The 15,024-nt window shown below is 56.2% G+C and carries 15 protein-coding genes, 1 tRNA gene, 1 rRNA gene and 1 pseudogene; 9 read left to right on the top strand and 9 right to left on the bottom strand.

The window, feature by feature from the left end; all coding sequences use genetic code 11:
• Positions 1-71: 71 nt before the first annotated feature.
• From DHB74_RS14865 to DHB74_RS14845, 5 genes are all read right to left on the bottom strand, one after another.
• Positions 72-1,841: a sodium:solute symporter family protein gene (locus tag DHB74_RS14865; RefSeq protein ID WP_036989966.1), complete on the bottom strand. Its 1,770-nt coding sequence runs from the start codon at positions 1,839-1,841 to the stop codon at positions 72-74.
• A gap of 18 nt (positions 1,842-1,859) precedes the next feature.
• Positions 1,860-2,126, bottom strand: coding sequence for a DUF4212 domain-containing protein (locus DHB74_RS14860; RefSeq protein WP_036989967.1), 267 nt, complete (start codon positions 2,124-2,126; stop codon positions 1,860-1,862).
• Positions 2,127-2,237: 111 nt separating this feature from the next.
• A complete protein-coding gene (locus DHB74_RS14855) occupies positions 2,238-5,192 on the bottom strand; it encodes a diguanylate cyclase (protein WP_036989968.1) in 2,955 nt (984 codons plus the stop codon).
• Positions 5,193-5,324: 132 nt separating this feature from the next.
• Positions 5,325-5,516: a hypothetical protein gene (locus tag DHB74_RS14850; protein ID WP_074781151.1), complete on the bottom strand. Its 192-nt coding sequence runs from the start codon at positions 5,514-5,516 to the stop codon at positions 5,325-5,327.
• A 184-nt stretch (positions 5,517-5,700) separates the two neighbouring features.
• Complete coding sequence (locus DHB74_RS14845) at positions 5,701-7,707, bottom strand: ATP-binding protein (RefSeq protein WP_036989969.1); 2,007 nt, start codon at positions 7,705-7,707, stop codon at positions 5,701-5,703.
• Between the two features lie 725 nt (positions 7,708-8,432).
• Between DHB74_RS14845 and DHB74_RS14840 the strand changes: the two are divergent.
• From DHB74_RS14840 to DHB74_RS14830, 3 genes and pseudogenes are all read left to right on the top strand, one after another.
• Positions 8,433-8,735, top strand: a pseudogene (locus tag DHB74_RS14840) (methyl-accepting chemotaxis protein); the annotation flags it as partial.
• 10 nt (positions 8,736-8,745) lie between these two features.
• Positions 8,746-9,261 carry a hypothetical protein gene (locus DHB74_RS14835; RefSeq protein ID WP_036989971.1) on the top strand — a complete coding sequence of 172 codons (516 nt, stop codon included), beginning with the start codon at positions 8,746-8,748 and terminating at the stop codon, positions 9,259-9,261.
• Positions 9,262-9,319: 58 nt separating this feature from the next.
• Positions 9,320-9,685 (top strand): response regulator, encoded by a 366-nt coding sequence (locus DHB74_RS14830; protein ID WP_036989973.1) that lies wholly within the window; start codon positions 9,320-9,322, stop codon positions 9,683-9,685.
• Between the two features lie 117 nt (positions 9,686-9,802).
• Here DHB74_RS14830 and DHB74_RS14825 read toward each other — a convergent pair.
• Positions 9,803-9,892 (bottom strand) — tRNA-Ser (locus DHB74_RS14825).
• Positions 9,893-10,052: 160 nt separating this feature from the next.
• Here DHB74_RS14825 and DHB74_RS14820 point away from each other — a divergent pair.
• From DHB74_RS14820 to cls, 6 genes are all read left to right on the top strand, one after another.
• Positions 10,053-10,715, top strand: a complete 663-nt coding sequence (locus DHB74_RS14820; RefSeq protein ID WP_036989975.1) for a Bax inhibitor-1/YccA family protein — start codon at positions 10,053-10,055, stop codon at positions 10,713-10,715.
• A gap of 72 nt (positions 10,716-10,787) precedes the next feature.
• Positions 10,788-11,177, top strand: a complete 390-nt coding sequence (tusD, locus tag DHB74_RS14815) for a sulfurtransferase complex subunit TusD (protein WP_499161817.1) — start codon at positions 10,788-10,790, stop codon at positions 11,175-11,177.
• Position 11,178: 1 nt separating this feature from the next.
• The gene (tusC, locus tag DHB74_RS14810) at positions 11,179-11,532 is read left to right on the top strand and encodes a sulfurtransferase complex subunit TusC (protein ID WP_036989977.1); all 354 of its coding nucleotides are present in this window, start codon (positions 11,179-11,181) and stop codon (positions 11,530-11,532) included.
• A 20-nt stretch (positions 11,533-11,552) separates the two neighbouring features.
• Positions 11,553-11,852: a sulfurtransferase complex subunit TusB gene (gene tusB, locus DHB74_RS14805; protein ID WP_036989978.1), complete on the top strand. Its 300-nt coding sequence runs from the start codon at positions 11,553-11,555 to the stop codon at positions 11,850-11,852.
• The gene (locus DHB74_RS14800) at positions 11,849-12,181 is read left to right on the top strand and encodes a TusE/DsrC/DsvC family sulfur relay protein (protein ID WP_036989979.1); all 333 of its coding nucleotides are present in this window, start codon (positions 11,849-11,851) and stop codon (positions 12,179-12,181) included. Before tusB ends, DHB74_RS14800 begins: the two co-directional genes overlap by 4 nt.
• Positions 12,178-13,626, top strand: coding sequence for a cardiolipin synthase (gene cls, locus DHB74_RS14795; RefSeq protein ID WP_051610900.1), 1,449 nt, complete (start codon positions 12,178-12,180; stop codon positions 13,624-13,626). Before DHB74_RS14800 ends, cls begins: the two co-directional genes overlap by 4 nt.
• A 6-nt stretch (positions 13,627-13,632) precedes the next feature.
• On the opposite strand, the gene DHB74_RS14790 is transcribed toward cls, so the two are convergent.
• From DHB74_RS14790 to rrf, 3 genes are all read right to left on the bottom strand, one after another.
• Positions 13,633-13,959: a four-helix bundle copper-binding protein gene (locus DHB74_RS14790; protein WP_074781228.1), complete on the bottom strand. Its 327-nt coding sequence runs from the start codon at positions 13,957-13,959 to the stop codon at positions 13,633-13,635.
• Between the two features lie 105 nt (positions 13,960-14,064).
• Positions 14,065-14,535 carry a hypothetical protein gene (locus DHB74_RS14785; protein WP_407920286.1) on the bottom strand — a complete coding sequence of 157 codons (471 nt, stop codon included), beginning with the start codon at positions 14,533-14,535 and terminating at the stop codon, positions 14,065-14,067.
• Positions 14,536-14,718: 183 nt separating this feature from the next.
• Positions 14,719-14,834 (bottom strand): 5S ribosomal RNA (gene rrf / locus DHB74_RS14780).
• Positions 14,835-15,024 lie beyond the last annotated feature (190 nt).

The following is a 15,024-nucleotide window of genomic DNA, read 5'->3' as shown; positions in this document are numbered from 1 at the left end:
TCCTTCAGACGGTAAAAGAAAAGGCCCCGGTTGCTTCCAACCGGGGCCTTTTCCTTCCAACTCAGATTACATCAGTGAGCGATGGCACCTCCTGCTCCACGGGGCACACGGATATCTTCGATCAGGTGCTGAATCTCCTCCGGCGGCGCCTTGGTAACCGAGGCTACAGCGACAGACGCGATGAAGTTGAAGATCATTCCCAAGGTACCGATCCCTTCTGGCGAGATACCGAACCACCAGTGTTCAGCGGTATCCAGCTCAGGACTGATGAATTTGAAGAACACGATATAACTGAAGGTAAAGACCAGACCCACCGCCATACCGGCAATCGCACCTTCCTTGTTCATCCTCTTGGAGAAGATGCCCATCACAATGACCGGGAAGAAGGACGCCGCCGCCAGACCGAAGGCAAAAGCCACCACCTGCGCCACGAAGGCTGGTGGGTAAATCCCGAACAGGCCGGCGACGATCACCGCGACACCCGCCGCAATGCGCGCTGCCAATAGCTCGCCCTTCTCGCTGATATCCTTCTTGAAATTACTCTTGAGCAGGTCATGCGAGATGGAAGTCGAAATAACCAGCAATAGACCTGCCGCAGTAGACAGCGCCGCGGCCAGACCACCAGCGGCAATCAGGGCCACCACCCAGCCTGGCAGGTTGGCAATCTCGGGATTGGCCAGAACCATGATGTCTCGGTCCACATACAGTTCAGTTTCCGCTTCGGTCGGGGCGTTGCTTATCAGCCGCTCCCCGTTCGCACCACGCTCATTGGTAAACTGCGGAGCGCCAGCAAAAGGAGCACCTGCACCGTACTGAATGACACCGTCACCGTTCTTGTCCTGCCACGCAATCAGTCCGGCGTTCTCCCACGTCTTGATCCATTGCGGAGCCTCTTCATAAGCCACGCCAGGCACGTTGGTCAGCAGGTTGATGCGGGCAAAGGCAGCTACGGCAGGAGCAGTGGTGTACAGAATTGCGATGAACAACAGAGCGTAACCTGCTGATTTACGGGCATCACGAACCGTTGGTGTGGTGAAGAACCGGACAATCACATGGGGCAGACCCGCTGTACCTACCATCAAGGCCATGGTGATGGCGAACACGTCGATGGTGGACTTGGTGCCGTCGGTGTAAGAAGTAAAACCTAGCTCTGCACCAAGACCATTAAGACGATCCAGCACCGAGGTATCGGTGCCGGTCACGGTGTCACCAAAACCGAACTGCGGAATGGGGTTGCCCGTGATCAGGATGGAAATGTAGATAGCCGGGACCATATAGGCAAAGATCATCACGCAGTACTGCGCCACCTGCGTATAGGTAATGCCCTTCATCCCGCCCAGCACGGAGTAGAAGAACACGATGGCCATGCCGATGATGACGCCCATGTTGATATCGATCTCCAGATAACGGGAGAAGACAATACCTACCCCGCGCATCTGACCCGCCACATAAGTGAAGGAGATGAAGATCACACAAATCACCGCTACCACCCGTGCCGTTTGCGAGTAATAGCGAGTACCGACGAACTCCGGCACCGTATACCGGCCGAACTTGCGCAGATAGGGGGCGAGACACATCGCCAGCAGCACGTAACCACCCGTCCAGCCCATCAGATACACACTACCGTCGTAACCGGTGAACGAGATGATACCCGCCATGGAGATGAAAGAGGCGGCCGACATCCAGTCAGCCCCGGTTGCCATCCCGTTGGCGATGGGATGAACGCCTTTGCTGGCGACATAATACTCGCTGGTACTGCCAGCGCGGGTCCAGATCGCGATGGCTATATACAGCGAAAAAGTCGCCCCCACCATAAGATAAATCAGCGTTTGGGTTTCCATATGCAAGGCTCCTGATTGTTATTCTTCGTGGAGGTCGTACTTGCGATCAAGTTTGTTCATCTTCAACACGTAGATCAGGATCAGCACCAGGAAGCCATAGATGGCGCCTTGCTGGGCAAACCAGAAACCAAGTGGAAAACCAAAAAACTGGATTTGATTGAGTGCATCTACGAACAGAATGCCTGCGCAGAAGGATACGACGAACCAGATGACCAACAAGGTGATCATCAACCGCAGGTTCTCCTTCCAGTAGGCTCGGGCTGCGTCTTCTTTGGATAAAGACATGACTGTCTCCTATTGTTGTTTTTATATTGCAGCTTAAAACTAGCATTAGGATGAGCAGAACGAGACTAAGACTTTGGTATAAACAGGAGAAATATCGTCGAGGCTGGGTGGTCAACCCTCCGGGTTAGCGGCATACACCGTGCGATTGCGACCTTCATTTTTTGCCCGGTACAGCGCTTCATCCGCCAGTGTAAAGATCTCATCCACCTCACCCTGCAGCGACGCCAGGCCGATACTCGCAGTGACAACAATAATGCTGCCTTCATGCTCAATGGCGCTGCGCTCGATAGCCAGGCGCAGGCGCTCCGCGATAGCCAGGGCACGCTCGTGCCCGGCATCGGGCAACAACACGGCGAACTCCTCTCCACCCAGGCGGCCCGCGATATCGTTCTGCCGCAGCATGCTGCGCATCAGTTGCGCCAGATGTATCAGCACCTTGTCCCCAGCCGCGTGACCGTAGGTATCATTGATACTCTTGAAATGATCCAGATCCAGAACCAGCAGCGCGCCATCAGCAAGCCCCTGCCCAGCGCGACGAAGTTCCCGCTCCATACCTTGCAAAAACGCTCGCCGGTTTGCCAACCCGGTCAAGGGATCGGTTGCCGCCAGCCGCTCCAGATTGCGCTCATGCTCCCGCCGCTCGGTTATGTCTGTGGCGATCCAGAGCTTTCCGGCATCGGTATCCTTGATCCGTATGGGGATATGATTGATCTGCAGTGTGCGCCCATCCGCCATGATCAGCTCGCTGATGCGTCGATTGCCCTCGCGTCTCTCCTCAGGCGGAGCCGCTTCCGACTGAAGATCGAGCAACTGGTAAAAGCGGCCTTGTTCGGTACCGGTGAGCGAGTCGGGCGGCATCTCCAGACCAAACAGATCACAGAGAGCCTGGTTGACGACCAGAATTTTGCCATCGGCGTTTTCCAGCAATACGCCGCCGGGGAAATGCTTGATTACCTCGATCAGGCGGACGCGAGCGGCGGAAAGCGCGATTTCCATCTGTCGACGCTCGGTGATGTCGATGAGAGTCCAGATAATATCTCCATCGGGCCGCTCAGCATCAAGCAGCGTGCCGTGGATGCTGAACCAATGAAGCTGGCCATTGGCATCAGGGAATGGATGCTCCGCCTCTACTGCGCCTTTGTTCTGACGCAGCAGTTCAACCTGTTCCAACAAGTCGTCAGCACCTTCTTCACCGCCCTGTAGCTGACGGAAAGGAATACGTTTTAGTGGGCGCCCACCGGCAAATAGCTCCTTCGCCCGGCGGTTGGCCAGGCGTATCCGGTGATCCGGCCCCACGAGCAAAATGGCCGCGGCGTTATTATCCAGCAAGGCGTTACGCAGCTGGGCTTCTGTCACTCGCTGACTGATATCGCTCTGCGTGCCGAGTACCCGCTTGCCTTTCTCGTCCTCCACCGCCCTGCCCCGGATTTCAGTCCACAACCAATCGCCGGTGGCTGTACGAAGACGCAACTCCAGACGGAACATTTCTCCCCTGGAAACCTCATTGATCACCTTATCCAGAGTAGCTCTGTCGTTAGGGTGCACCTGTTCGTACCAATGCGCGAAAGTCGTTGCGCGGTCATCGTGCTCATGCCCCAGCATCCGCATGCAACGCTCATCGAAATACAGGGTGTCATCCACCAGATGCCATTCCCAGAGCCCGTCATGTACCGCATCGATGGTCAGGCGCAGCCGCGCCGTGCTGTCGCGCAATCTGTCATTGATCGCATGCTGGCGGCTTATATCGTGAATATAGCCATGCCAGAGAACGCTGCCGGCGACGTCCGGCTGCGGGTTGGCATAACCAGCAACCCAGCGGATTTCACCATTGGGGAATAACAGTCTGAACTTGATGTCCCAGGGGGTCAGTTGTGCAGCCGACTCGGCAATAAGAGCAATCGCCTCGGGCCGGTCTTCCGGGTGGATGATGTCGAATATCTCAGGCAGATCCTTGATTACCTGTGCGGGCGAGAGTCCAACCAAAGTCTCGATACCCTGGCTGATATACAACATCTCGGACGTGCCATCAGGCCATCGACGGAATTGATAAACCGCGCCGGGCACTTGGGCTAACAACCGGCTCAAACGCTCCTCGTTCCAAGCCAGATTCCGCTGCTCGAAACGCAGTCGCCCCATCAGCAAGGCGATTGATAGCGCCGCCAGGAGAATTGCCAGCGTGCTGACTGCAGTCCAGAACCGGCTCTTGGTGAAACGGTGAGTAACCGGTGACAGCGCCGTCTCTCGATCCAAGCCGACGCTGATCGCGAGCGGATAGTCATCGACCCAGCGCCAGGCATAATCACGATTGATACCATCCCAGGCGGGAGCCAAGCGGTACTTGCCACCACCCGCCCCCGTGGCCATGCTGGCCTGCAACGCACCGGATACCTGGTTCCCTATGATCTCGTCCTGCCGGGTTGAGCGAGCCAGATAATAGCTGCGCTCATTAAACAACAGCGCAACGTCACCGCCGGTATGGGGAAAGACTTTCTGGAAATAGCGAGAAACAAAGGTAGGCGATACCGACACCACCAAAACTCCGGCAAATACACCTTCACTCCGCAACGGCTGTGCGAGCTGAATGGACCATTTGCCTGATAAACGCCCAAGCACCGGATCACTGATATACAGCCCCGATGCTGGCGCACGCCCTTCGGCATGTACGCGAAAATGCTCCCGGTTGGCGATCGAGATCGGCGTCTGCGCGTTTCCTCCAGAGGGAGCCAGAGTGCTGTAAACAACATCTCCGATAGAGTCAGCCACCGCTACCTGAAGGATGGTGCCATCTTCATAGGTATCGATGGCAGTTCTGACCGCCGTATCAAACTGATCCAGGTCATCAAGATATTGCGCGACCAGGCTATCACCCAGGTAGTCCAGGCCAGCCATCAACACATGGATCTGCATCGCCAGTGCTTCGGAGGTCTGCTCTGCCCGCAGCTCCAACTGCCGCTCGGCATAAGCCAGCTGCGATCTCTGATTCTCAATCAGCAGCCACCAGTACGCCATGAGAATGAGCACCAGAACCGAGACTGCAATCCAGAGCGGGCCTGATGGCCGTGCCATAGCCGGCTCGCTTTCAACTCTACCTATTTCGCCCATTTATGCTTCCTGCCGCAAACAGCTTACAGTATAGGTGCTATTCGCGCTCTTAATCAGCAGAGCCTCCGGAGCGGTTGCTCCGGAGATGCCTACCCTTTATTGAGTAGTGTCTGTTCCGGTCGCAGGTGCCGTGCTGTTCATCCCGTCATCCGCTGGCTGCCCCATATTGCTTTGCGGCTCAGCCGATGGCGGCATAGCATTTTCTTCATTGGTACGATCATTGTCATCTGGACCACAGCCAGCCAGCATCAAAGCAAAGGCAGGAACCAACAAGTACGTCAGTCTCATAAAGGACTCCTTCTCATGATTGAAAATAGTGCGTTGGGTTTGACCGGACGTCATGAGGTAAGTGCAGATTAGTTTGCAGGAAAATGGCTGAAGGAGTATCGGAACGGGACCATCAAAAACAACAAAGCCCCGATCAACGGAGCTTTGGGAGGGGAAAAGTGGCGGAGGGCTGCCAAGCCATGGGCTACGCGACGGGGAGCCCCCCGCACGCTTCAGGCAAACAAATGACCAGGCTGAAAGGCCGGTAGCCAGCGTCGTTGCCCGCCCCGGCCCAAACCAAGTCGATACTACCTCCGATCTCGGCCAGGCCACTGCGTACTGCATCCATACCCACGCCACGGCCGGACACCATGGACACTTGCCCCGCGGTGCTCAGGCCGGAGTGGAACATAAGCTCAGCAATCTCGTCGTCGCTGACAACTTCATCGTCTCGCAACAGCCCTGCCCCGATAGCTTTGCTACGTAGGCGTTGCAAAGCCAGGCCGCGTCCATCGTCGCTGACACGCAAGGTGATGTGCTTTCCGTCTGTGCCCCCATCGACATGAACAGTACCAGCGCCAGGCTTGCCCATTGCCAGGCGCTCGGCGGCCGGCTCAATACCATGATCGAGACAGTTACGCAGTATATGCACCATGGCGTCACTCAGCCGTTGGGCTTGTTTGTTACTCAGATGACAATCAGCCAGTGCCGGGCCGACGATCAACTGCGACGCAGGCTTGTCCAGCTCATTGGCAATTCCGCTCAAGCTCTCCCCCAACGCGCTCAGCATGGCGTTGAGGTTGCTGCCGCTGGCCTGTTGCAGTAGCGCCAGTAGCTCGCTGTCTCGACGCTGGCTGGCCAGTTGTTCCAGTTGCTGCCATAGAGTATTGCTGACGATCTGCGTATCCCGGTCGCGGCCAAATCCTTGCAGGCGGCTGGTATAGAGTAAGTGGTACTGGCTGAAGTCATGGCTGACCTGATGCAAGGCTTGTTGCAGTGCGCTGACTGACACGTCAGCCCCCGAATCACGGCTGGCCTGTAGAACCTGTTCGGCATCATGCAGGCTGTCGGTCACAGCCATCAGCCCCAGGGTCCGGGCATTCCCTTTGATGGTGTGCAGTTGGCGGTACAGGATGGTCTGGGCCTCATCAGCAATCACGTCCTGAGTGCTGTCGAGCAACTGTCGGCAAACAGCCAGTTGCTGTTCACTGGCATCCATGAAAGCGGTGAAACGTGATTCACCAGCAGCGAGGATTTCACTCAGGATCTGCAATTCATGCTGCTGTTGATCGGCCTGCTGTTGCAGTTCGCGCATGCGGCTGAGGTCGCGTACGACCAGCATCAGGCGGCTGACTTCGTCCTGCTCATTCAGCATCGGGTTCCAATGCAGCTCGAGAATCTTGCGCTGACCGGCAAGCGTGACCGTGACTTCTGTCGGCAGCAGATGGGCGTTGCAGTCGAACATGAAGGCATCCTGTTCGAGCACAGCCATTAACGCTGCTTCGATCTGCTGCAGGGCGTCCGGGCCGAGTTCGCTGTGCTTGAATAATGTATCCATCAGCGCAGCCCCTGCCAGCTCCTCCTGCTCCAGAATACTGGACAGGTGCGCGGAGAAGTCGGTGTGCAGGGTCAAGTCCGGCAGAATGGTACAGATCCCCTGTCGCATGTTTTGCAAGACAGCCTGGATCTCGCGGTTTTTTTGATCCAGCTCGGTATTATGCTGACGAATGATCTCCATCTGCTGCTCGTGGGCCATTTCCACCAGCGCAGACGCACGAATGAAACCAATATAACGACCGCCTGCGGTAATCAGCACCCCTTCTGTGCCGGGCACAGCATGGGCGGCCTGCAGTACCTGCTCGATAGTGGCGTCGATCTCCGCACTCGGGCAGGACGTCAGGAAACTGTCCAGTTGACGAGGCTGCCCGCGGTTGGACAGTAGTGCCATACCGTAACGGGAATAGACATAGCTCTTCAGACTCCGCTCGCGGATCAGCCCCAGCGGGGTACCGGCCAAGTCAAGAACAGGAAAAAAGTGTTCTTGCTGATGGCCACGAAACACTTCCAGCACCTGCAGCATGTCACTCTCGATGGACACCGGCCGAATGGTTTCCAGCGCCCGGTGGATCGATGCTGTACCGTAATCCCGCAGTTGGTGCAGTCGATCCTCGGGAGTATAGAAGCGGCGTTCTTCAGTAGTATTTTCAGTCATGCCCGACGTCTTGCTATCCAGGCTGTGGGGACTGCTCAGTGCGGCGGTATTGGGCGTCATTTCCGGGCTACCAGGTCATGTATTTGATGGCATAGTAATACCACTACATTTCCGCTACGTGACAGGCTGATGGAGTTCGCCCTATTGGCCATAAGCCATCATTTTGCCCTTGCGGTCATCAAAGTGACATCACCCGCTGTTTAGCATGACGGCCTGTCAAACTTCCTGATCATTTCAATGAGGTGCCGGCTGTGTTTCTCGTAACCCTGCTGCTGTTGCAGACCGTGTTGTTGGCTGGGGTGGGTTGGTATTACTACCAGCAGCGTCGGTGTTTGATCGTCCTGACGGATAAGCAACGCACCATACTGACAGAGCTGACAACGTTGGCGGCCAGCAATCATGAGCAGACAGCGCAATTGCAGTCTCTGAAGACCCGGGAGCGGCAACTGTTGCAGCAGATCGATGCTCAACAGCACGATCACGACCAGCAACTGTCAGCCCTTCGTGAGGAACGAGATAACGCTCATGGCTTGCAGGACGGTCGCTATCAGGCCGTGCAGGAGCAGTATCAGCAGGCACAGCAGCTCAATCGGCAGTGGCTTGATCTGGGTGAAGATATTGATCGGCTCGGGCAGATTGTGCACGCCTTTGATCGCTGGAATGGTCGCCTGGATGAACTCATGGCACACAACCAGGCCATGCAGAGTGAAAGCCAAGAGTTCACCGGTATCGTCAAACAGACCATTCTGCTGGCTCTGAATGCCAGCATTGAGGCAGCACGGGCCGGTGAGAATGGGCGCGGGTTTGCAATTGTTGCCGATGAGGTTCGGATACTGGCGCATCGCTCTGAGGCGCTGAATGACGGTTATCGCCAGCGCCTGCTGCAAAATGCGGTGATCACCACCGGTACCTTCCAGGATATCCAGGCGGCCAGCCGCATGATCCATACCGCAATTCAGGATATTCGACAGAACCTGGGGCGCCTGAGTGAGCAGTCGCGGCAGCAACCATCTTCCCTGGCCGCTTGAGTACATTCCCATGATCAGCGCACAGACCAGCGAACAGCTACTCACCCTGCTCAGCACCAGTGTATCGGGCTGCGTCACCAGCCTGAGTGGCGTGCATCCGGTATCCACCGACGACTGGATGTCCCAGCAGCACTGTGAGGACGCCCGACTGATCATGTTGACCTTGAGCGGTTACAACTTTCGGAGCCTGATCTGTCTATCGGCGGACAACACCGAGGCCACCACCGCGATGGACGATGACCACCTTCAAGAATTGGCCAATAACCTGTGTGGCACCTTCAAACGCCAACTGAGCCAGAGCATCCCCGAACTGGGTATGTCGACCCCCAGTGCCCTACCGTTAGGATGCGTGGCCTATTTGCAGGAAGACGGCGCTCCGGCACTGGCGGTACGCTGTGTCGATGCCAATGGCATAGTCCTGCATGCCTGTATGGTGCCGCTGCAGGTCGGTGAAACATGGAGCCTGTCGTCACTGGAGTTGAACACGCCCGAGCCCCAGGCACTGGGCGAACTCGAATTATTCTAGGCCGTCACCGGCCAAAAGCAGTACCTGGATTCATTCAGCGCATTCACAGGAGAATGTCATGTCACTTGTTCTGGTTGTCGATGATTCAGCCACCGTGCGCAACGATGTTGCGGGCTTCCTCCAACAAAACGGTTTGCAGGTGGTCACTGCTCAGGATGGCCGTGAAGGGCTGGAGCAGTTGAAGCGCCATCAGGGTATCAGCCTGGTGATCTGCGACGTCAACATGCCTAATATGGATGGTCTGACCATGGCCGAAAAATCCCGCAGTGAACTGCGCAGCTCGGCGCCCATCATCATGCTGACGACCGAAAGCTGTCCCAAAATGAAGGAACGTGGCAAGGCTGCTGGCGTCAAGGGGTGGATCGTCAAACCCTTCAATGGGCCGAGCACCATTGGCGCAATCCGCAAGCTGGCGTCAGCCTGAGATCAAGAGGTGGGTATCCCCTTAAAAGATGGGAAACGGTCAAGCGGTGATGATTAGTGGTACAGAAGATCACAAAAACAACAAAGCCCCGGAGTGCGGGGCTTTGAGGGCATAATGTGGCGGAGGGACAGGGATTCGAACCCTGGGAAGGCTTTCACCTTCGCCGGTTTTCAAGACCGGTGCATTCAACCGCTCTGCCATCCCTCCACGGCGGGCAATACTACCGGAAACTCGTAGGCAGTCAATGGAAAAAGACGCATCAGGTAACGTTTTTAGAACCTGCCGGTGTTGCCAGGTCGATATGAACGGGTATGATCACGAAGAAGGATGTCCGTACTGCAACCACTGGAGCCAATGAACCATGCAAATGCAACAGCGCAACACACTGCAACATACAGGGGTAAGTGAGGTAGAGGTCAGCAAGCTGTTCCGCAACACCTACTCGCTGCTCGCCATGACCCTGGCATTCAGTGCTCTGGTCGCCTTCACTTCCATGAGTCTCAATCTGCCCCACCCGGGTCTGATTATTACCCTGGTCGGCTTTTATGGTCTGCTGTTCCTGACGGCCAAGTTGCGCAATTCCGGTTGGGGCTTGATCAGCACCTTCGTCTTTACCGGTTTCCTGGGATATACCCTCGGCCCTATCCTCAATGCCTATCTGTCGTTGCCCAACGGCGGCCAGTTGGTCACCATGGCTCTGGGCATGACAGCGCTGGTGTTTTTCGGTCTGTCCGCCTATGCGATCCTGAGCCGCAAGGACTTCAGCTTCCTGTCTGGCTTCATCATGGCCGGCTTCGTCGTCCTGCTGTGCGCTGTGGTCGCCAGCTTCTTCATTCAGATCAGCGGGCTTCAGCTGGCTATCTCTGCGGGCTTTGTGCTGTTTTCGTCCGCGGTCATTCTGTACCAGACCAGCGCCATCATCCATGGTGGTGAAGACAACTACATCATGGCGACCATCACCCTGTTCGTATCGATCTACAATCTGTTCCTGAGCCTGCTGCAGTTGCTGGGCATTTTCAGCAACGACTGATTCAGCGGTTTTGGTTATACTCCGGAGGCTCGCCAGTTGGCGGGCCTTCTTTGTTTTCACTGGGTCGGATTCATGAAATTTGCCATTGCCCTGTTAGCTGGCCCGCAAGACCCGGCGGCTCGAAGCGCACTCGAATTTGCGCGGGCCGTTTTGTCTTCCGGACACCAGATCAGCCATTTATTCTTCTATCGCGAGGCGGTTCATCTCGCCTCGCTGCTTGGCGTCCAGCCGCAGGATGAGCAGGATATTACAGCCGAGTGGCGTCAATTCATTACCGAGCATCGATTGGACGCCGTCGTCTGCATTGCGGCCGCCCTCAGGCGTGGCGTGCTCGATAAGGCTGAAGCACGGCGCTGGGAGCGCCCCGCGGCCAATACCGCTGCCCCCTGGGAACTATCAGGGCTTGGGCAATGGGTAGATGCTCTGCAGAGTGCCGATCGAGCCGTGACCTTTGGAACCTGACATGAAAAGCCTGTTGATCATCAGTCGCCATGCCCCCACTCGGCACGCCGCCCGTGAGGCCCTGGATGTGGCGCTTGCCGCAGCCGCTTTTGATGTGCCTTGCGGTATTCTGTTCATGGACGATGGGGTCTTTCAATTGATGCGGGGCCAAGACGCCGCCCAGATAGGCCAGAAATCGCTGGCCGCGAACCTGCAAGCCCTACCGCTATTTGGCGTGGAGGATGTCCTGGTGTGTCAGCATTCGCTCGGGGAGCGAGGCCTGCAGGCCAGCCAATGCCTGTTGGAAACGCGTGTTGTGAACAACGCTGAGATTGCCACGCTAATTGAACATTACGATCAGATCTTGACGCTCTGACCTGTCCATAGGATGTCCCCATGCTGCACATACTCCGTCACTCGCCGCATGCCGATTCCCGGTTCGCCAGTTGTCTGCGGGCGATCAATGCCGACCAGAGCTTATTGTTGATTGAAGATGCGGTCTATACGCTGTTACCTGGCACGTCCGGCCGCAATGCACTGGAATACCTACCCGCAAGCGTAAGCCTGTATACATTGGAGAGCGATCTGCTGGGCCGGGGCGTCGCTCTGGATGATATTTCCAGCCGCATCGAGGTGATCGACTATCAGATGATGGTGGCTTTGTGTACGGAGCATGCCAAGGTGGTGAGTTGGTGAGCCTGTTGGTGGACGGGCGAGAAGTGGCGCTCGACAAGGACGGGTTCCTGGTTGATCTCGCAGACTGGTCCGATGATGTTGCCCAAGCCTTGGCGGAGCAGGAAGGTCTGGAGATGACAGCAGCTCACTTCGAAGTGATCCATGCTCTGCGTCGGTTTTACGCTCAATACCAGCTCTCCCCCGCCATGCGCCCGCTGGTCAAGTACATTGCTCAGGAGCTGGGCAAGGACAAGGGAAGCAGTCTCTATCTGTTATCACTGTTCCCGGGCAGCCCCGCCCGACTAGCCAGCAAGCTGGCTGGACTGCCAAAACCGGATAATTGCCTTTGATCGACACCTCCTATCTGCACAGCATCCTCGGCTGGGCTCTGGCGGGGTTCTACTGGCTGCTCACTGCCTCCGTCACTATTCGCATCATCGCCCAGCGCCGTCCGGTCAGCGTCACCCTTGCCTGGCTGCTCGTCATCTATATCCTGCCTTTTCTCGGCGCAGCGCTGTATCTCCTGATTGGTGAGCTCAATCTCGGCCGGCAACGTGCGGCTCGCTCCACCGCCATGGTCGAACCTTACCTGACCAACCTCACCACCCAATTTCAGGACAGTAGCTCTCCCCTCCCCGGCGGGGATCTGAGCTTGGCGATCAACCGCCTGATGACGACGCAGGTGGGCATCGGCGCGCTCAGTTACGAAGGTCTGGAGATTCTCGACACCCCCGAAGACATATTCGCACGTGTGATCCAGGATATTCGTAACGCGCAGCAATGCATTGTATTGGAAACCTATATCTGGCATCCGGGCGGGCTGGTCGATGACGTAGCCCGGGAGCTGATCGCCGCCAGCCTGCGTGGTGTCGAGGTGAAGCTGCTTATCGATCATGCCGGCAGCCGCGGCTTTTTCCGTTCTGTCTGGCGTACGGCCATGGTGCAGGCGGGCATCAAAGTGGTTCCAGCATTACCGGTTCGCCTGCTCCGCGCTCTGGCCCAGCGGATAGATTTACGGCTGCATCGTAAGTTAATCGTGATCGATGACCTGATTGCCTACACCGGATCGATGAACATGGCCGATCCCGCTCATTTCAAGCAGGAAGCGCAAGTAGGCCAATGGATTGACATGATGCTGCGTTTGGATGGCGAGGCGGCTGCGGGATTGGCAAAAGTATTCGCCTGGGACTGGGAAGTCGAAACCGGAGAGCGTTGTTTCCCCTCCCTCGCCGACAGGGCTGGCTTGCCAAGCCAGTGGTTGACGATCATCCCCTCCGGCCCCGGCTTGGGTAACCTGATCAACCAGACAGTATTGGCGAGCATCTACCGCGCCAATAAGAGCATCATCATCAGCACCCCCTATTTCGTGCCGTCGGAAGCAGTACTGGAAGCATTGTGCCAAGCGGCGAACCGGGGTGTGGAAGTCAAGTTGCTGCTGCCGCGCAAGAACGACTCTCTGATGGTAGGCTGGGCCAGCCGCTCCTATTTTGACGTCCTGCTCGAAGCTGGCGTGCAAATCCTGCTGTTTGACGGCGGGCTATTGCACACCAAAGCGATGTTGATGGATGAGAAGCTGGCACTGGTCGGCAGCGTCAACCTGGATATCCGCAGCTTTCAGCTCAACTTCGAACTGACCGTTGCTCTCTTCACCCCGGATAGCTGTACTTCCATCGGGGCGCTGCTACGCCGTTATGAGATATCCAGCGAACGTCTGCAGCCCGAGCGCTGGGCCTTGCGTGGCAAAGCCCCCAGAGCCCTGGAGCGGCTGATGTTCTTTATGAGCCCCTTGCTGTAGAACGTCTCATGCAGCCATGCGACGACACTCTTCGGCGCACTCATGGCACAGCGCAGCGCAGTCCTGGCAGTGTTCTGCATCATGTTTGGCGCACTCTTTTGCGCAATCATCGCAAATTTTCGCACACAGATTGCAGAATGCTCCGGCATAAACACTTTCGCGCGCCATGAGCGCCGCCGCCATACGGCATGCATCGGCGCAATCTCTATCCAGACGTATGCAGTCAGCCATCATTGCCACGTTGTTTTCCTGAAGGCAGGCTGACGCACAGGTTTCGCATGCGACCGCACACTTGTTGCAAGCTCGGATACACGCCTCGAATTCTGTATTCATGGGGTAAACCTCCACGTGAACATAATTTAAGTCGGGACACTCCATAGAGACTATCCTGCCCTAAGCTTGTTCAGACAATCAGGCAGGCTAATCGCAACGTAAGATTCACAGAAGTTGAATAATCAGTGCGAAGAGGCCTAGGAACAGCCAAAAAGCCGAGAATAGCCAGGGCGTTCGCTTGGAGAATATCAGCGCCTTGCTTTGTCCCTGGTAGGAAGATTCCCAGCTCGAAAAAAGCGGGGCGTCGTCATAAGCCGGACCTATTTCTGGCTGGCAGCTCAAAAGATCCGTCTGCTTCCGATGCCAGTGGTTAATAATATCGCAGGCCGCCTGAATCCCCGGCCAAGCACTCATTGAGCTCAACACACCAAAGAGCGCTAACATCGGAGGGATTATCAAAGTAAATATCGGCCCCCATTCCGGATTCGTATTGGCCATCGACGAGGCATAAGCAATTACGAGAAACGATTGGGCAGTCAGATAGGCGTTGGTCCGAGCAGATAAATTGTTCGCCTCATGGTGAATCTCTTTGCGGTAGAAATCCAGACGGTCCTTCGGCGAGACAAACATCTTCATATCCAGCCCTTCCATCATTGGTGGCGGAGTACAAGACGTGATAATCATCGAGCTTTCTCCCATAACCGATCTCTCAGGTTTGAATAGAAGCTGGGGAGCAAGTTCAACGCAAAAGGCGAACGGCAAGATGACGATTTCGGGCCAAAAAAAAACCCCGCCAGCTGGCGGGGTTTCTTATTTGAAGCTTGACGATGACCTACTCTCACATGGGGAATCCCCACACTACCATCGGCGATGCATCGTTTCACTGCTGAGTTCGGAATGGGATCAGGTGGTTCCAATGCTCTATGGTCGTCAAGCAATTCGGTTGTCGCGTGGGTGTTGAGTCCACACAACGAAAGGGTGGGAAAAGTGATAGTTGCTTAACAAGGAGGTCACTGTAATCTCGTGCCGTTCCAGCTTGTCGTTCAATCAATGTGTCAGGCCATGGCCCAAATTGTTTGGGCGTTATATGGTCAAGCCACACGGGCAATTAGTACTGGTTAGCTC

The sequence above is a fragment of the Pseudomonas sp. G11-1 genome, from assembly GCF_024031555.1.
Taxonomy (GTDB): domain Bacteria; phylum Pseudomonadota; class Gammaproteobacteria; order Pseudomonadales; family Pseudomonadaceae; genus Halopseudomonas; species Halopseudomonas bauzanensis.
The sequence above is the reverse complement of the archived record's forward strand: the minus strand, read 5'-3'. Positions and strand labels throughout refer to the sequence as shown.